Here is a 16984-nt window from a genome sequence, read left to right on the forward strand (position 1 = left end):
TATGTTAGAAAAAGAAGTTATAAATTTTGAGAGAACAGCCATTGTAGGTATTATAACTCAAAATCAAAGTGAAGAAAAACTTAACGAATATCTGGATGAATTAGAGTTTTTGACTTTTACCGCTGGAGGTGAAGTGATTAAGCGCTTTTCTCAAAAAATGGAACGTCCAAATCCGAAGACTTTTGTAGGGACAGGAAAAATAGATGAAATCAATCTTTTTGTAAAAGAAAACAATATATCGACGTTGATTTTTGATGACGAATTATCACCATCACAACAAAAGAATATTTCCAGAATTATCGATTGTAAAATTTTAGACCGAACGAATTTAATTCTGGATATTTTTGCACAAAGAGCAGAGACCTCTTATGCAAGAACACAGGTTGAGTTGGCACAATGTCAATATTTACTGCCTAGACTTTCAGGTTTATGGACACACCTTGAGCGTCAAAAAGGGGGTATTGGTATGCGTGGTCCGGGAGAAACCGAGATCGAAACGGACAGACGTATTGTGCGTGACCGAATTTCGTTATTAAAGGATAAAATCAAGACCATCGACAAACAAATGAGCATTCAGCGCAGTAATCGCGGTGCGATGGTTCGTGTGGCATTGGTAGGATATACCAATGTTGGAAAATCGACCCTTATGAATGCGATTGGTAAAAGTGATGTTTTTGTTGAAAATAAATTATTCGCAACTTTAGATACCACTGTTCGAAAAGTAGTGATTAAAAACTTACCGTTCTTATTATCAGATACCGTAGGTTTTATTAGAAAATTGCCAACGCAACTGGTAGATTCGTTTAAAAGTACACTCGATGAGGTGCGTGAAGCCGATTTATTATTGCATGTTGTAGATATTTCACACCCTGATTTTGAAGACCATATCGAATCGGTAAATCAAACTTTGTTAGAGATTAAGAGTAATGACAAACCAACTATTATGGTTTTTAATAAAATTGATGCCTACAAACATTTGACGATTGATGAAGATGATTTAATTACGGAGAGAACAAGAAGACATTATACTCTTGAGGAATGGAAACAGACCTGGATGAGTAATGTTGGAGAAGATAAAACACTGTTTATCTCGGCAACACAAAAACAGAATTTTGAAGAATTCAGAGAAATGGTTTACGAGGCAGTCCGCCAGATTCATATCACCAGATTTCCGTATAATAAGTTTTTGTATCCGGATTATAAAGATGCAATCGAAAAAGAAGAAGAATAAAAAAACGGCTTTTGAGTAATCAAAAGCCGTTTTGGTTTTTATTAGAAGCCGAAATTTATTCCTACACCAAATACTTGCCTGGTTTGGAATCCACTGAAAGCATTATCGTCATAGATGGCCTGGAAGGATAAGTTTGCCGATAGAAATTTGTTAACTTTCATGATAACATTCAACGAATAGTTGATATCTACATTTTGCGGATCTCTTAAATAGTTAGAATACAAATTCAGGGTATTCTCGGCAGTTACGTTGGTCATAATAGCCAGTTTGTAATAAACTGAAGTATAAAATCCGAGTTCGTATAACATACTTTTATTAGCATCTACTCCAAAGTAGGCTCCGTCTACATAAGGAAGCCCTGTTGCCTGATCAATTCCCGAAGTATAAGCGCGGTCTACAAAAGTGAATTTTGAAGTTAAAGGAGCAAAGTTTATTTTTAGATTCTCCGTTTTAGACCAGTAAATACCAGGTCCTGTAGTTAGATACCCCGGAGACATAAACTTGGTGTTTTCAGTTCGGATTTCCTTCCCGTTTACATCCTTCCCATAAAGATAACCAGTTGTAAATTGGGTTCTGAAATTTAAAAAGAACGAATAATACCAATCTCCAAAAGCTTTCTTTCCTACAATTGAATTAAATTCTAAACGGTCATCAGTCTTTTTTTCGAAATCGGCATTTTTAGTTTGCAAAAGACCATACGAAGCCAGAATCTTGTTGTCCCAGGTGAGATCGTCTTTTTTATAGTTAAAGTCATAATTGATTCCTAAAGTTCCGGAGAAGCTGTCTTCGCCCCCGGCAACCCAATTGTTAAAGCTCGATTGATTCAGTAAAAGAGACACAGTACCTTTTGCCTTCCATCCTTCATCTTCTATAGTATCATTTATTTTTTTTACTGCTTTTTCAGTATTCTGGATCAGTTCCTTTTCTGAATTTTGCGCATGAACAAAAGTAAAGTTTGCTAAAATAAGAAGTAATAACGCTAGCTTTTTCATGATATCTGGTTTAAATGTGTAAGAACAAATATACTAAATAATCGTTAAAAAGCCTTATGGGATGCAGTTGGTAAGGAGTGTTATTTCTTTGGTTCTTTGTATAGGGGTACCGCCGAACAAGCCTCACCATACATGATACTTCTTGCAAAAGGCTGCAAATAGGTTGCTGCTAAAATGTAGGCACGGGTAGGTACAGGTTTACGGGAACAGCCTTTTACGATAACAGGTTTGCCTTTATAGGGAGTGTAATCAAGTTTGCTTAATATTTCTTCGTATAAGCTTGCTTCGAGATCTTCTATAGTCCCGTTCACCACTTTTTTAGCATATGGGGCCAAATGGATTGCAACCAGAATAGAAGACCAGGCAGGTACAATTGCATCTGTACTGCAGTTTATAGCCACATATTGATCTTGATATTGCGACCAGTCGTGATTTTTTAAATGCTCTCTAAAGTCTTTTTCTTTTAATAAAAAACCTTCTAAAAGCCATTGTGATATATCGATTTGCACACGTGCTCCTTTTGGGTAATAATCTTCAAGATCAAAAACCTCCAAGGCACTATTGGCAACTTTATTGATGATTTCTTCCATGTGAAAAGTTAGTTTCAGGTTTCAAGTTTCAGGTTGTGTGAACTTGAAACTTGAAACTTGAAACAAATTTTATTAAAGCATTCCTAATTCTAATTTTGCTTCTTCGCTCATTAAGTCTTTGCTCCATGGCGGATCGAAAGTAATTTCAACATCAACATCTTTTATGTTTTCAATTGTTTTTACTTTTTCTTCTACTTCTCTTGGCAAACTTTCTGCGACAGGGCAGTTTGGAGAAGTTAAAGTCATTAAGATTTTTACTTCGTAATCGGTGTTGACCATTACATCGTAAATCAATCCCAGCTCGTATATGTCTACAGGAATTTCCGGATCGTAAATGCCTTTTAAAACCTTTACGATAGATTCTCCTAATTCGTTTGTGTCTATTTCTTGTTCCATTTTATTTTTTGTTTTTCAACGTAAGTTTTTTGTTTTATCATTAAGATATTAAGTATAAGTCTTTACGAAACTTAATGTCTTAATGATTTAATTTTTATTTTTTGAATCAAAAGCCAATGCGTACATTTTGATGTTTTTAATCATCGATACCAAACCATTCGCACGTGTTGCAGATAAATGTTCTTTTAGACCAATTTCGTCAATAAAATCAACATCGGCACTTAAAATATCGGATGCTTTTTGATTGGAGAATGTACGAATTAAAATCGCGATAATTCCTTTAGTTAAAATGGCATCACTATCGGCAGTAAAGACAATGTTGTCTTCTTTCTGTTCTCCTTGCAGCCAAACTTTCGACTGACATCCTTTGATTAAATTGTCGTCGGTTTTATATTCTTCTTTGATTAACGGAAGACTTTTTCCTAATTCGATGATGTACTCGTAACGTTGCATCCAGTCATCAAACATCGAAAATTCGTCGATTATTTCGTTTTGTATTTCTTTTATCGTCATAATTATTTTTTCGTAAAATCCAGTAGCAAATTTACCAAATTTTCTATCTCTTTTGGAGGGTATCCATCGTCGAAACCCTGAGTTTCATATATTTTCTGATCCTGAGTGACTTTTAAATTTCCCAGAGCAGCTCCATCATGAAAGCGTTTTTGTGTTGGGCCTTTTAAGTCCGGAATAGTTTTGAGATTGATTTTTGAAAATTCAGCTACAATCTGCTTCCATTTTAAATCATCTATTTTGCTCTCTACCGGTTGAGCATTGCGGCCATTGGTTACTAAAACTGTTTTATTCTGTACCACGATTACTTTGTAAGTGCCTCGGGAAACTGCAGAGTATTCAATTTCGGTAGCTTTCATGTCGGCTTTTTTTTGGCTGGAACAGCTTGTTCCAATAAAAAAGGTTAAGAGTAACAAAGATAATATCCTCATAAAAGATTTTTTTAGCTTAACATAGCTTTCGCTTTTTTAATGGCCTCAACCATTATGTCAATTTCTTCTTTGGTATTGTAAAAAGAAAATGAAGCACGGATCGTTCCCGGAATGCAGAAAAAATTCATGATTGGCTGTGCGCAATGATGTCCGGTTCTTACTGCGATTCCCAGTTTGTCAATAATGGAACCAATATCGTACGGATGAATTCCATCAATATTAAACGAAATCACGGAAGCTTTATTTTTTCCGGTTCCGTAAATTTTCAATCCTTCGATTTCTAATAAACGTTTGGTTGCGTGCTGTAATAAATGTGTTTCATGCTGATGAATGTTATGAAAACCAATATGGTTCAAATAATCAACTGCCGTTCCTAGAACAATTCCGCCTGCAATATTTGGAGTTCCTGCTTCAAATTTATGAGGTAAATCGGCATAAGTCGTTTTCTCGAAAGTAACTTCTTTGATCATTTCACCGCCACCTTGATAGGGAGGTAATTTATTGAGCCATTCTTCTTTTCCATAAAGAATTCCGGTTCCCGTTGGTCCGCACATTTTATGCCCTGAAAAAGCATAAAAATCACAATCTAAATCCTGAACATCAGGTTTTAAATGCGGGACGGCCTGTGCACCATCGATCAAAACAGCAGCGCCAACAGCATGAGCCTTTTCGATCATGTATTTGATCGGATTGATAATCCCCAATGCGTTCGAGATATGGTTTACCGTTACCACTTTTGTCTTTTCTGACAATAAGGCATCATAAGCTTCTATTATTAGTTCGCCTTCTTCATTCATTGGAATAACTTTAAGTGTTGCTCCTGTTTTCTCACATAACATTTGCCAAGGCACGATGTTACTGTGATGCTCTAATGAAGAAACAATAACTTCATCTCCGGGTTTTAAAATAGAAGCAAAACCGTTGGTTACTAAGTTAATTCCGTGAGTTGTTCCCGAAGTAAAAAGTACTTCGTGCGAGAATTTCGCATTGATATGATGTTGGATTTTTACTCTTGAAATTTCGTAAGCATCAGTCGCCAATTGGCTTAAAGTATGAACACCACGATGAATGTTGGCATTTATTTCCTGATAATACTTTGCGATCGCATCAATCACAACTTGTGGTTTTTGTGAAGTTGCGCCGTTGTCGAAATATACTAAAGGTTTTCCGTTCACTTTTTCTGAAAGTATCGGAAAATCAGCTCTTATTTTTTGGATGTCTAACATGTCTTATTTAGAAAAATTCTACCTACAAAAGTACTAAAACAAAATTGGTTTATCCATTAAAACTATAATTTCCTTTTATGATGCTATTAATTGAACGTTTGCTTATAGATTCTTTAAAAATTGATTCTTTTTTTTATGTTTTGTGAATTTTAAATCTAAATTGAGTTGTATAATATTGATTGTAAATTATTTATATTGCATTAAAAATACCACAACCAGATGAAAAGAATTCTTAAATTACTTGTACTTGTTTTAATTCTTGCTTTTTTATATTTCGGGTTTACTACTTATCCCAAACTGGATTTGATTTCAGGCTTCTCGGCCAAGAGTGTCGCATCAGGTCATTTTATTGACAATCGTTCGAAGGAATTGATCGAAAAAACGGATAATGATATCCACATGATTGATTTAGCGGAGAATACTATTGATGATGCCGGTAAGTTTGCTGTTTCTACAGTTTATGGATTGAAAGAAAGAAAAGCAATTTACAGAGAAGGACTGGGCGCTACTTTGATTGACGATGATTATGATATTTCGAAGCCGTACCTGCTTCCAAAAAGAACAAAATTGGTTAACAATCTTTCTTTTCCTTATGGGAATAAAGAACCAAAGGATACCACTTTTTCAAATATTGACTATGCCAAACTGAAAAAGGCTGTTGACGGTTCGTTTGATGTAAAAGGCCAAAAGAATAAACGTTCACGTGCTGTGGTAGTGGTATATAAAGACAAACTAATTGCAGAAAAATACGATACAGGTTTTAATAAAGACAGTAAAATTTTAGGATGGTCGATGACTAAAAGTATCACCAGTTCGGCTTTTGGTGTTTTAGTGAAACAACGAAAAATTGACATTTATAAACCTGCTCCAATTGCAGAATGGCGAAATGACGATCGTAAAAATATTACCGTTAATGATTTGCTTCATATGAACTCAGGTTTAGAATGGGAGGAAGATTATACTAAAATTTGTGATGCGACAGAAATGCTTTTTCAGGCAGAAGATATGGGGAAAGTGCAAATGGATAAACCCGCTAAATTTAAGCCTAATACCCATTGGTACTACTCTTCGGGAACCACTAATCTATTGTGCCGAATTTTAAGAGGTCAGTTTAAGACACAACAGGAGTATCTTGATTTCTGGTACAGTGCCTTGATTGATAAAATTGGGATGAACTCGATGATTGTAGAGCAGGATATGTCGGGAATTTTTGTAGGATCTTCTTATGCGTGGGCAACAGCGAGAGACTGGTCAAAATTCGGACTGCTGTATTTACATAAGGGAAGCTGGAACGGAGAGCAGGTCTTAGAGGAAAGCTGGGTAAAGTATACCGCAACTCCAACGAATACTTCAAATGGAGGTTATGGAGCGCAGTTTTGGTTAAATGCCGGAGGGAAGTTTCCCGATGCACCTCGTGATATGTTTTATTGTAATGGCTATCAGGGGCAAATGGTAGCGATTATTCCGTCTCTGGATATGGTAATTGTTAGGATGGGAGTGAATGAAGGAGATCATTATTTTGATTTTAATGAATTTTTGAAGGAGGTTATTGAGAGTGTGAAGAAATAAGCTTTATAATGAGAAAGAATAATCTTTTGTTGGCTGTTTTTATGATATTTTTTGGTTGGTTTCTTGCAGGTTTTGGATTTACTACAACATTGGGACATCCAATAAGTACAATTTCTTTTTGCGTGGGATTAGGTCTGTTCTTTCTTGGATTTTTACTTCTCTTTAGGGTTAAAAAATAAATTTAACCGCAAAGATGCCAAGTAAAAAGCGCAAAGTTCGCAAAGTTTAAAACTAAACCCTGCGAACTTTGCGTAACTCTTAGCTCCCGATAGCTATCGGGATTGCGGTTAAATCATTTTACAAATCAAATCCTAAATTAACGCCTAATTTTGTAGCGATGATTTTAGTAATTCGTTGTTTTAATTCCGGTATTTTAATGCTTTCGATTACGGCATTTGAGAAGGCGTACATCAATAACGCTTTTGCTTCTTTTTTCGGGATTCCGCGTGACTGCATGTAGAACATTGCTGTTTCGTCTAATTGTCCAACTGTACAGCCGTGAGAACATTTTACGTCATCGGCAAAAATTTCCAATTGCGGCTTGGCGTTGATCGTAGCCTTGTCACTCAATAAAATGTTGTTGCTTTTTTGAAAAGCATTTGTTTTTTGAGCTTCTTTCTCTACTAAAACTTTTCCGTTGAAAACTCCTGTTGAACGATCAGAGAAAATTCCTTTATAATCCTGGAAACTTTCGCAATTTGGCGTTGCGTGATTCACTAAAGTATAATGATCAACGTGCTGTTTGTCGTTTAGGATCGAGATTCCGTTAAGTGTACTTGTCAGTCTTTCACCAAAATGATAAAAGTTTAAGTTGTTACGCGTTAGGTTTCCTCCAAATGAAAAGGTATGAACATAAGCATGACTTTCCTGTTGTTGAGAAACGTAAGTGTTGTCTACTAAATTCGCTTCGCTATTGTCGTTTTGAATTTTATAATAATCCACAATGGCACGTTTTTGAGCGAAAATCTCTGTAACCGAATTGGTCAGAACGGGATTCTCATTCAAACTCTGGTGGCGCTCGATAATCTGAACATGTGAGTTTTCACCAACAATAATCAGATTTCTAGGCTGAACCATTAATGCAGCTTCATTACCTGTAGAGAAATACATGATTTCGATAGGTTTGTCGGCTACTTTCTTTTTTGGGATATTGATGAAGGCTCCTTCACTTGCAAAGGCAGTATTCAACGAAGTCAAACTATCGTCTTTACTTGCAATCTGATTGAAGTAGGTATCAATGATCATTTTATATTTTGGTTTGGTCAATGCCGAAGACATTAAGCAAACATCGATTCCGTCATGTGTAGTTGAAGACAAATGTGAGCTAAAAACACCATCGATGAACACTAATTTATAAGTGTCGATTTCATGTAAAAAATATTTCTTTACCTGATTAAATTCGATTGCACTTTCCTGCTTAGGAAAAACCGTAAAGTCATTTTTTAAGATGGCGTTTAACGATGTGTATTTCCAAGCTTCTTCCTTTTTGGTTGGGAAACCTTTATTTTCAAAGTTTTTTAGTGCTTTGGTGCGAATGTCATGCAAATCTGAATGTACATCGACACGCTCTTCAAAAGCCATAAAAGACGATACTAATTTTTCTTTTAAATCCATTTTTCTGTTGTTTCCTTCGGAGTTTCAGGTTTCAAGTTTCAGGTTGTTTGCCGGAACTTAAATTCCTTTGAATCCTTTTGTTTCAGGTTTAAAGTTTCACGTTTAATCTACTGAAACTTATTTCCTTTGAAATCTTTTTTATTTAGATAAGAGATAAAGTTTTTTATTTTACCACTTAAATTTTCATAATCTGTTTTTAAAGCCTCAAATTTTTGTTCTGAAATGTATTCAAAATCAAAAATTCTGTATAATTGTGATCTTGTTTCTCCGGCTGAACCTTTTGCGATGGATAAGAATTGTCTAAATTCTAAGTTTCCATCCCTTTCGAAACCCTCAGCAATGTTATCCATTACTGAACCAGAAGAGCTTTTTATTTGATTTTTGAATCTGAGATCTGATTTTAACTCACTGTGAATTGCAATAAGATGAATTTCTTTCGCTAATCGTCGAGCTTCTTTCCAAATTTCTAAATCTTCAAATCGAGTTATTGTCGCCATAATTTCTGTTTAAATAATTTAAGTTTAAACTTACAAAACATAAATCAACTTGAAACTAAAAAAACATGAAACTTGAAACTAAAAATTAATTCTCCGCTTTAATCCAGTCGTATCCTTTTTCTTCCAATTCGTAGGCTAGCTCTTTTCCACCAGATTTTACGATTCTTCCGTTGTAAAGAACGTGAACGAAATCCGGAACGATATAGTCTAATAAACGTTGGTAGTGCGTGATTACGATGATGGCGTTTTTCTCGCTTTTCAATTTGTTAACACCATTGGCAACAATTCTAAGGGCATCGATATCAAGTCCAGAATCTGTTTCGTCAAGGATGGCTAATTTTGGCTCTAACATTGCCATTTGAAAAATCTCATTTCTTTTTTTCTCTCCTCCGGAAAATCCTTCGTTAAGAGAACGTGATAGAAATTTACGGTCGATTTCTAACAATTCAGATTTCTCACGAATCACTTTCAGCATTTCGTTTGCAGGCATTTCTTCCTGACCGTTTGCTTTACGGGTTTCGTTGATGGCAGTTTTCATGAAGTTAGTTACGCTAACTCCCGGAATTTCTACAGGATATTGAAAAGAAAGGAAAACTCCTTTGTGTGCTCTTTCTTCAGGAGCAAGATCAGCAAGATCTTCTCCGTCAAGGAAAACTTCTCCGTCAGTAACTTCATAGTTTTCATTTCCGGCAATTACAGCCGAAAGTGTACTTTTTCCTGAACCGTTTGGTCCCATGATAGCGTGTACTTCGCCAGCTTTTACTTCTATATTAATTCCTTTAAGGATTTCTTTATCACCAATTGAGGCGTGAAGGTTTTTTATTGATAACATTGTCTTTTTATTTTATATAAATGTCAATTCTATTTTTGTTGTTTCGTTTAGGATGTTGGCATTAAAATGCGCGTGTCCTAAATATTCCATGCCTAGATAATCGGCTGATTTTTTGAACGGAATGTAAAAACTCTCTTCAATTTCATTATCGTGTGAATTGGAGATCACACCAATTTTCTTCCCTCTGAGTTTTCTTCCGGTTTCTTTTTCAATTCGGATTAAATCCGAAAAGCGGTCAAAGAATACCTTCATGATTCCACTCATGTTATACCAATATATAGGCGTTGCAAAAATTAAAGTGTCATACTTCTCGATGATACCTTTTATTAAAGGAAAAAAATCATCTTCTCTGTTTTTACTTTCGTAATCATAATAGGAAATATTATAATCACTCAGATTAATTACTTCTATTCCGGTTTCTTTAGAAATTTCATCCGCGATTCTGGTTGTATTTCCGTTTTTTCTGGAGGAACCTAAAATGATTACTTTTTTATCTTCCATCTCGCAATTAACCAACAGATCCTTCTAAAGAAATTTCTAATAATTTTTGAGCTTCAACTGCAAATTCCATTGGTAATTTGTTCAATACATCTTTACTGAAACCATTTACAATTAGGGCAATCGCTTTTTCAGTAGGGATACCTCTCTGGTTGCAATAAAAAACCTGATCTTCTCCAATTTTACTTGTTGTTGCTTCGTGCTCTATTTTGGCTGATGGATTTTTACTTTCGATATATGGGAAAGTATGTGCACCACAATTGTTCCCCATTAAAAGAGAATCACATTGCGAAAAGTTTCTGGCATTTTCAGCTCTTGGGCTAATTTGAACTAGTCCGCGGTAGCTGTTTTGTGATTTACCGGCTGAGATACCTTTAGAAATAATAGTCGATTTAGTATTTTTTCCTAAATGGATCATTTTAGTTCCGGTATCAGCTTGTTGGTAATTATTGGTAACGGCAATTGAATAAAATTCTCCAACCGAATTGTCTCCTTTAAGTACACAAGAAGGATATTTCCAGGTTACAGCAGAACCTGTTTCTACTTGTGTCCATGAAATTTTAGCATTTGTTTCGCATAAACCTCTTTTGGTAACGAAGTTATAAACACCACCTTTTCCTTCTTTGTTTCCAGGGAACCAGTTTTGAACGGTAGAATATTTAATTTCAGCGTCATCTAAAGCGATTAGTTCAACCACAGCAGCGTGAAGTTGGTTTTCGTCACGACTTGGAGCGGTACAGCCTTCAAGGTATGAAACGTAACTTCCTTCATCAGCAATAACTAGTGTTCTCTCGAACTGACCAGTTCCTGCCTGATTGATTCTGAAATAAGTGGAAAGTTCCATTGGGCAACGAACGCCTTTTGGAATATAGCAAAAACTTCCGTCAGAGAAAACAGCTGAGTTTAAGGCAGCATAGAAGTTGTCTTTTTGAGGTACAACAGTTCCTAAGTATTTTTTAACTAATTCAGGGTGTTCTTTTATAGCTTCTGAAATTGGGCAAAAAATAATTCCTTTTTCAGCAAGAGTTTTTTTGAAGGTCGTAGCTACAGAAACAGAATCGACTACAATATCCATAGCGACATTGTTCATCATTTTTTGTTCATCGACAGAGATACCTAACTTTTTGTACATTTCTAAAAGTTCAGGATCTACATCGTCCAAAGTTTTGTTCGGATCTACTTGTTTTGGAGCAGAATAGTATGAAATGGCTTGGAAATCTGGTTTTTCATAATGTACATTTGCCCATTCCGGTTCAATCATTTCTTTCCAGGTACGAAAAGCTTCAATGCGCCAGTCGGTCATCCACTGAGGTTCTTCTTTTTTAAGGGAAATAGCTCTTACGATGTCTTCGTTTAAGCCAATAGGAAAGGTCTCCGATTCAATATCAGTATAAAACCCGTATTCGTATTCTTTAGTTTCGAGTTCGATTTTTAAATCGTCTTCTGTGTATTTGCTCATTGTTTCTTTATTGAAAGATTCAAAAATTGAAGGATTTAAATACTATCACTTCTGTAATTTTTAAATCTTTAAATTTTGCAATCGTTTAATTATTTTATAGTGAAAAGGATTCTCCGCAACCACAAGTTCTGCTTGCATTCGGATTATTGAATACAAAACCTTTTCCGTTTAATCCACCTGAAAATTCAAGAATTGTTCCGGCCAGATATAGAAATGATTTTTTTTCAACTGCAATTGTTATGTCGTTGTCTACAAATATTTTATCGTCGTCGCCTTTGGTTTTGTCGAATTTTAAATCATAAGACAAACCAGAGCATCCACCGCTTTTTACGCCTACTCTTACGTAGTCGCTAGCAGCATCAAAACCATCTTCTCTCATCAAATCGATGATTTTATTTTTGGCAGTATCAGAAACTTTTATCATTGTTTATCGTGTTTATTTTTGCTTTCACCTCAATTTTGCTCTTAAAAATAGTAATCCGAAGATTACGATTTTAAAGTGCTGTCTTTCAATGTTGAAATGAAATTATCGGCAAAGATACGACTTAAAAACCTTTTTCCATAACGGTTCACATTATTATAACAAATGTTAAAATAGATATATGTTATATTGATAAAAGAATGAGACTTTATTATTGTTTTTTGAAGACTTTATGATGGTTTGTTGTAAAAATGAAATAGTATTTCCTAGTTTTGTTTTCCTATTAAAAATCTATTCTCATGAAACTTTATCCTATAGAATCCGGAAATTTTAAGTTAGATGGAGGCGCTATGTTTGGCGTAGTTCCTAAAACCATCTGGAACAAAACCAATCCTGCCGATGCAAATAACTTAATTGATATTGCTGCACGCTGCCTGCTTATTGAAGATGGAAATCGTCTGATTTTGATTGATACCGGAATGGGAGACAAACAATCGGAGAAGTTTTTTGGCTATTATTCGCTGTGGGGATCGCATTCGATAGACAAATCGTTGGCAAAATATGGTTTTCAGAGAGACGATATTACAGACGTTTTTATGACACATTTGCATTTTGACCATTGTGGAGGAAGTGTGCAATGGAATTCAGACCGGACTTTTTACGAGCCTGCTTTTAAAAATGCAAAGTTTTGGACGAATGAAAATCATTGGGAATGGGCAACAAAACCCAATGCACGCGAAAAGGCTTCTTTTCTTTCAGAGAATATTCTGCCTATGCAGGAAAGCGGACAGCTGAATTTTATAAAGCGTCCCGAAAGTGATTTTGGTTTTTCTGAAGAAATGAATTTTGGAATTTATTATGTGGATGGCCATACCGAAAAGCAAATGATTCCACATATCCAATATCAGGATAAAACGATTGTTTTCTGTGCCGATTTGTTAGCCACTGCCGGGCATATTCCGTTACCCTATGTAATGGGTTATGATACACGACCTTTATTGACAATGCCGGAGAAATCTAAATTTTTGAACGCGGCTGCAGACCACAATTATTATTTGTTTTTAGAGCATGATGCACATAATCAAATTATAACAGTAGAACAGACCGAAAAAGGTGTTCGCTTAAAAGAAGTATTTACCTGCGAAGAAATTCTTTAAAATTAAAGCTATAAATGCAAAAAAGTCCCATTTTCATGATGTCGAAAGTGGGACTTTTTATTAACAAATTTAATTCAACAAATTATAATTACTCGACAATTACTTTTTTGGCTGAGGCAGCATCCCCATTGATTAAGTACACATAATAAACGCCTTTTGGCAGACCGGATAAATCGATCGTATTATGGGTAGTACTTAAATTTAACGTAAATGATTTTACAAGCTGGCCTAAGCTGTTATAAACATTTGCTTTTTCTAAACTTGCATTTTGAATGTTTACTTCGCCTTTAGTTGGGTTTGGATAGATTGTTACTTTTTCAAAATTGTTGGTATCAATACCTAATGTTTTACAAGTGTTAGAATAAGTAGCGTTTTTTTCTTTAATGTTTGCCCAATTGGCATTTGAATAATCGGCATCATCCACTTGTATACAGTTTAGTGTTTTATTTCCTAAGAAGCTGGTGTATATGGCCGTAGCGGCATTTTTCCCGGTTTGAGTGGGTAATATAAAATTTTTGTTATTACCATTTTTAACATTCAAAGTTGTTAATGGGTTAAATTCTAAGAAAACCAATTCTAAAATAGGATTGTGCGATAAATTTAATGAGGTTAGTTGATTCCAACATAGGTTTATTCTTTTTAATAGTGGGTTGTTACTTAAATCTAAGCTGGTTAATTGAGCATTGTTGAAATATAAATCTTCCAATTTGGTATTAACAGAAACATCTAATTTTGAGATTGTAGTATTGGTACAGTATAATCCTCTTAAGTTGGGGTGTTTAGATACATCTAGTACTGTTAAATTGTTACGGCCACAATAAAGATAGCCTAATAGAGTATTTGAAGAAATATTCAGATCGTTTAGTAAATTTTCATCACATGATAAAAATTGCAGTTCTCTATTTTGCGATAAATCAATTGATGAAATTTGGTTCTTACTAAAGCGTAAGGCAACTAACTTTTTGTTTTGGGTAACGTCTAAGCTGGTCAAATTATTTTCACGAAGTTCTAAACCAGTTAAAGCTTCATTTTTTGTGATATTTATACTGTTTATTTTGTTGGAACTACAGTCTAAGCTAGTTAATGCTGTAAAATCTTCTATTCCCGATAAGCTACTAATATTAGAACTGGAGAGGTCTAATATATTAATTTTGCGAATATTTGCAGTTGCAACTTTTCCATTTTTACCGTCTTTGTCAATTCCTAAGGCAATTAATTTATCTTCAAAATTAGAATCTGGAATTAGGGTGTATATAGTACAGTCTACATTGTAGTTCGCAGCCGTATCTTTGAAAGTACTCCAATTCGTATTGGCATAAACATCGTCATCAACCTGAATGCAATTTAAATTAGGATTGTTCTTAAAATTAGAATTTACATCAAAATTTATATTATTCCCGTTCTTTAGATTTAAACTTTCTAAAGAATTATTGGTGCAATTAAGAAGGGTTAAAGCTTTATTTTGAGAAACATCTACAAGAGACAATAGATTCCCTGAACAATTTAGAGCGTTTAAATTGGTGAAACCTTTAATTCCGGTTAAGTCTTTTATAGTGCTTGAAGCAACGTCCAAAGAAGCTATATTTTCAATACTGCTGTTTAAAACTGTACCGTTTTTACCGTCTTTGTCAATGTTTAATGAAATTAACTTATCTTCAAAAGCGGGATCTGGAATTGCCGTGACCTGAGAGCAGTCTACAGTTGAGTACGATGCGGAAGTTTCTTTAAAGTCTTTCCATTTTTCATTTGAGTAAAGAGCATTATCGACTATGATACAAGTTAATAATGGTGTTTTTGTAAAATTAGTAGCATTGTAAGTAATTTGCATAGAGCGGTTGTTTCCATTTTTTAAATTTATTGTGGTCAATAATTTATTTTCAGGACATTCTAAAGATGTTAAAGATCGGTTTTTAGAAAGATCTAAACTTGTTAACAGGTTTGAAGCGCACCATAATGCAGATAGATTTTTATTGTTGGATGTATCAATATTGGTTAGTTTGTTTGAATCAACGCTTAGAAGTCTCAAATTAACATTTTGCGAAAGGTCGAGATTTGTTATTTGATTGTAAGCAAGTGATAAGTATAGTAGAGTAAGGTTTTTTGATGTATTTAATGTTGTTAAATTATTGAAACCTGCTTCTAGGGATAATAATTGCAAATTTTGAGAGATGTCAAGACTGGTTATGTTGTTGGACATACAGCTTAATGACGTTAAAGATTTAAAATCCTGAATTCCGGTTAAGTCGCTAATATTACTATAGTAAAGATCTATTTCTGTGATAGTGGAAATTTTTGAAGTTAGAACTTTTCCGTCTGGAGCTCCCGAGTCGATTCCTAATGCTATTAGTTTTTTCTCAAAATTAATATCCGGAATTAAGGTGTATGATCCAGGAGCGATACAAGGGGTCGAGGAAAAGGATGTCGTTGGGTCTTTTTTGATTGACCAATTTGTATTTGCAGCTGTAACATCACTAACCTGAATACAAGTTAATTTTGGATTTGATATGAAAGAGATTTGATTGGCAAGTAAGGATGTATTGTTAGTGAGATTTAAACTTGTCAATAGATTTTCTTGTAAATATAAAGTAGTTAGGGTCGGATTATTGGAAACGTCTAATGTTTCGAACTTATTTTGACGAAGGTCCAGACTACGCAAAGCTTTATTTTGAGAAAGATCTATCGTTGTTAATTGACTGTTTGCTGCAGTGAAAGATTCAAGAGCTTTGTTTTTGGTTAGATCAGGACTTTTTGCTAAATTGTTTCCGGATACGGACAAATAAGTAAGTTTTAAATTTTGAGATATGTCAAGATCTGTTATTTTATTTTGATTAATAGTAAGCCATTCCAGGGCTGTATTAGCGGTTAAATCAATATTTGAAATTTGATTTGAGCTCACATTTAATTGAATTAATGAAAGGTTTTTGGTAACATCTATAGTGGTTAGACTATTTCCTGCAATAAAAAATTTCTCTAATGATAAGTTTTTAGTGATATCAATTGTTGTCAGTTTATTATAAGGGCAATAGAGCAATTTTAAGGCTAAATTTTGGGATACATCTAAGTCTGTTAGCTGATTTCCGGAGCAGTATAATGTGGTTAGCTTTGTGTTTTTAGTAACGTTTAATTTTGTCAATTTACCTGTTACTCCTCCACTAGGGTTGGAAGCTCCAGAGCAATACAAGGTTTCTAAGTTAGAAAAATCTTCAAGCCCTGTTAAGTCATAAATTATTGTGGTGCCAAGGTCTAAAATTTTAACTTTTATAATATTGGCAGTTAATACCTTTCCATCAGCAGTTCCGGAATCAATTCCTAATGCGATTAACTTGTTTTCAAAATTCACATCAGGAATAGAAGTATACTGTTGTGCATAAATAGAAAAACTTGCCAGTAACAGCAACAAGAGTAGTTTTGTTTTCATAGACTTGATTTATGATAGTATCGCGCAAGTCTACAAAATTAGATCGGTATTTCCTTACGGGAAGACGTAATGGACATGGTTGTAATTCGGAGCGGATCATAGGAGGCATAAAAAATCCCGTTTTCAGTATATCGAAAACAGGA

The 16984-nt window shown here is 34.6% G+C and carries 16 protein-coding genes; 3 read left to right on the top strand and 13 right to left on the bottom strand.

From position 1 onward, the window contains the following. Position 1 precedes the first annotated feature (1 nt). A complete protein-coding gene (hflX, locus tag M4I44_RS05330) occupies positions 2-1231 on the top strand; it encodes a GTPase HflX (protein WP_017494557.1) in 1230 nt (409 codons plus the stop codon). Between the two features lie 41 nt (positions 1232-1272). Here hflX and M4I44_RS05335 read toward each other — a convergent pair whose 3' ends face one another. From M4I44_RS05335 to M4I44_RS05360, 6 genes are all read right to left on the bottom strand, one after another. Then, the gene (locus M4I44_RS05335) at positions 1273-2223 is read right to left on the bottom strand and encodes a DUF3078 domain-containing protein (protein ID WP_017494558.1); all 951 of its coding nucleotides are present in this window, start codon (positions 2221-2223) and stop codon (positions 1273-1275) included. An 80-nt stretch (positions 2224-2303) separates the two neighbouring features. Further along, on the bottom strand, positions 2304-2813 hold the full coding sequence (locus M4I44_RS05340) for a DUF2480 family protein (RefSeq protein ID WP_017494559.1): 510 nt from the start codon (positions 2811-2813) through the stop codon (positions 2304-2306). A 72-nt stretch (positions 2814-2885) separates the two neighbouring features. Then, the gene (locus M4I44_RS05345; protein WP_017494560.1) at positions 2886-3209 is read right to left on the bottom strand and encodes an SUF system Fe-S cluster assembly protein; all 324 of its coding nucleotides are present in this window, start codon (positions 3207-3209) and stop codon (positions 2886-2888) included. Between the two features lie 87 nt (positions 3210-3296). Then, entirely contained in the window at positions 3297-3722 is a 426-nt protein-coding gene (locus M4I44_RS05350; RefSeq protein WP_249966717.1) for a SufE family protein, read from the bottom strand. Positions 3723-3724: 2 nt separating this feature from the next. After that, entirely contained in the window at positions 3725-4150 is a 426-nt protein-coding gene (locus M4I44_RS05355) for a hypothetical protein (protein ID WP_026109772.1), read from the bottom strand. A gap of 11 nt (positions 4151-4161) precedes the next feature. Continuing rightward, positions 4162-5376: an aminotransferase class V-fold PLP-dependent enzyme gene (locus M4I44_RS05360; RefSeq protein ID WP_017494563.1), complete on the bottom strand. Its 1215-nt coding sequence runs from the start codon at positions 5374-5376 to the stop codon at positions 4162-4164. Between the two features lie 219 nt (positions 5377-5595). Here M4I44_RS05360 and M4I44_RS05365 point away from each other — a divergent pair, with 219 nt between their 5' ends. Continuing rightward, positions 5596-6945 (top strand): serine hydrolase, encoded by a 1350-nt coding sequence (locus M4I44_RS05365; RefSeq protein ID WP_249966718.1) that lies wholly within the window; start codon positions 5596-5598, stop codon positions 6943-6945. Between the two features lie 297 nt (positions 6946-7242). On the opposite strand, the gene sufD is transcribed toward M4I44_RS05365, so the two are convergent. From sufD to M4I44_RS05395, 6 genes are all read right to left on the bottom strand, one after another. Then, positions 7243-8559, bottom strand: a complete 1317-nt coding sequence (sufD, locus tag M4I44_RS05370) for a Fe-S cluster assembly protein SufD (protein ID WP_017494565.1) — start codon at positions 8557-8559, stop codon at positions 7243-7245. A gap of 107 nt (positions 8560-8666) precedes the next feature. Then, on the bottom strand, positions 8667-9056 hold the full coding sequence (locus M4I44_RS05375) for a four helix bundle protein (RefSeq protein WP_249966719.1): 390 nt from the start codon (positions 9054-9056) through the stop codon (positions 8667-8669). A gap of 85 nt (positions 9057-9141) precedes the next feature. Then, on the bottom strand, positions 9142-9888 hold the full coding sequence (gene sufC, locus M4I44_RS05380) for a Fe-S cluster assembly ATPase SufC (protein WP_017494567.1): 747 nt from the start codon (positions 9886-9888) through the stop codon (positions 9142-9144). A gap of 12 nt (positions 9889-9900) precedes the next feature. Then, complete coding sequence (locus tag M4I44_RS05385) at positions 9901-10389, bottom strand: flavodoxin family protein (RefSeq protein ID WP_070906136.1); 489 nt, start codon at positions 10387-10389, stop codon at positions 9901-9903. A gap of 7 nt (positions 10390-10396) precedes the next feature. Next, the gene (gene sufB, locus M4I44_RS05390; RefSeq protein ID WP_249966720.1) at positions 10397-11845 is read right to left on the bottom strand and encodes a Fe-S cluster assembly protein SufB; all 1449 of its coding nucleotides are present in this window, start codon (positions 11843-11845) and stop codon (positions 10397-10399) included. Positions 11846-11939: 94 nt separating this feature from the next. Continuing rightward, positions 11940-12269: an iron-sulfur cluster assembly accessory protein gene (locus tag M4I44_RS05395; RefSeq protein ID WP_017494570.1), complete on the bottom strand. Its 330-nt coding sequence runs from the start codon at positions 12267-12269 to the stop codon at positions 11940-11942. A 296-nt stretch (positions 12270-12565) separates the two neighbouring features. Between M4I44_RS05395 and M4I44_RS05400 the strand changes: the two genes are divergently transcribed. Then, positions 12566-13423, top strand: coding sequence for an MBL fold metallo-hydrolase (locus M4I44_RS05400; protein ID WP_249966721.1), 858 nt, complete (start codon positions 12566-12568; stop codon positions 13421-13423). Positions 13424-13511: 88 nt separating this feature from the next. Here the strand turns inward: M4I44_RS05400 and M4I44_RS05405 are convergent, their stop codons facing one another. Then, positions 13512-16841, bottom strand: a complete 3330-nt coding sequence (locus M4I44_RS05405) for a T9SS type A sorting domain-containing protein (protein ID WP_249966722.1) — start codon at positions 16839-16841, stop codon at positions 13512-13514. Positions 16842-16984: the final 143 nt, after the last annotated feature.

It is taken from the genome of Flavobacterium sp. B183 (assembly GCF_023539155.1).
GTDB lineage: Bacteria > Bacteroidota > Bacteroidia > Flavobacteriales > Flavobacteriaceae > Flavobacterium > Flavobacterium tructae.

Bases quoted from the DNA above. Each gene is read 5' to 3' on its own strand.
- hflX (WP_017494557.1), top strand. From the start codon at position 2: ATGTTAGAAAAAGAAGTTATAAATTTTGAGAGAACAGCCATTGTAGGT.
- M4I44_RS05335 (WP_017494558.1), bottom strand. From the start codon at position 2,223: ATGAAAAAGCTAGCGTTATTACTTCTTATTTTAGCAAACTTTACTTTT.
- M4I44_RS05340 (WP_017494559.1), bottom strand. From the start codon at position 2,813: ATGGAAGAAATCATCAATAAAGTTGCCAATAGTGCCTTGGAGGTTTTT.
- M4I44_RS05345 (WP_017494560.1), bottom strand. From the start codon at position 3,209: ATGGAACAAGAAATAGACACAAACGAATTAGGAGAATCTATCGTAAAG.
- M4I44_RS05350 (WP_249966717.1), bottom strand. From the start codon at position 3,722: ATGACGATAAAAGAAATACAAAACGAAATAATCGACGAATTTTCGATG.
- M4I44_RS05355 (WP_026109772.1), bottom strand. From the start codon at position 4,150: ATGAGGATATTATCTTTGTTACTCTTAACCTTTTTTATTGGAACAAGC.
- M4I44_RS05360 (WP_017494563.1), bottom strand. From the start codon at position 5,376: ATGTTAGACATCCAAAAAATAAGAGCTGATTTTCCGATACTTTCAGAA.
- M4I44_RS05365 (WP_249966718.1), top strand. From the start codon at position 5,596: ATGAAAAGAATTCTTAAATTACTTGTACTTGTTTTAATTCTTGCTTTT.
- sufD (WP_017494565.1), bottom strand. From the start codon at position 8,559: ATGGATTTAAAAGAAAAATTAGTATCGTCTTTTATGGCTTTTGAAGAG.
- M4I44_RS05375 (WP_249966719.1), bottom strand. From the start codon at position 9,056: ATGGCGACAATAACTCGATTTGAAGATTTAGAAATTTGGAAAGAAGCT.
- sufC (WP_017494567.1), bottom strand. From the start codon at position 9,888: ATGTTATCAATAAAAAACCTTCACGCCTCAATTGGTGATAAAGAAATC.
- M4I44_RS05385 (WP_070906136.1), bottom strand. From the start codon at position 10,389: ATGGAAGATAAAAAAGTAATCATTTTAGGTTCCTCCAGAAAAAACGGA.
- sufB (WP_249966720.1), bottom strand. From the start codon at position 11,845: ATGAGCAAATACACAGAAGACGATTTAAAAATCGAACTCGAAACTAAA.
- M4I44_RS05395 (WP_017494570.1), bottom strand. From the start codon at position 12,269: ATGATAAAAGTTTCTGATACTGCCAAAAATAAAATCATCGATTTGATG.
- M4I44_RS05400 (WP_249966721.1), top strand. From the start codon at position 12,566: ATGAAACTTTATCCTATAGAATCCGGAAATTTTAAGTTAGATGGAGGC.
- M4I44_RS05405 (WP_249966722.1), bottom strand. From the start codon at position 16,841: ATGAAAACAAAACTACTCTTGTTGCTGTTACTGGCAAGTTTTTCTATT.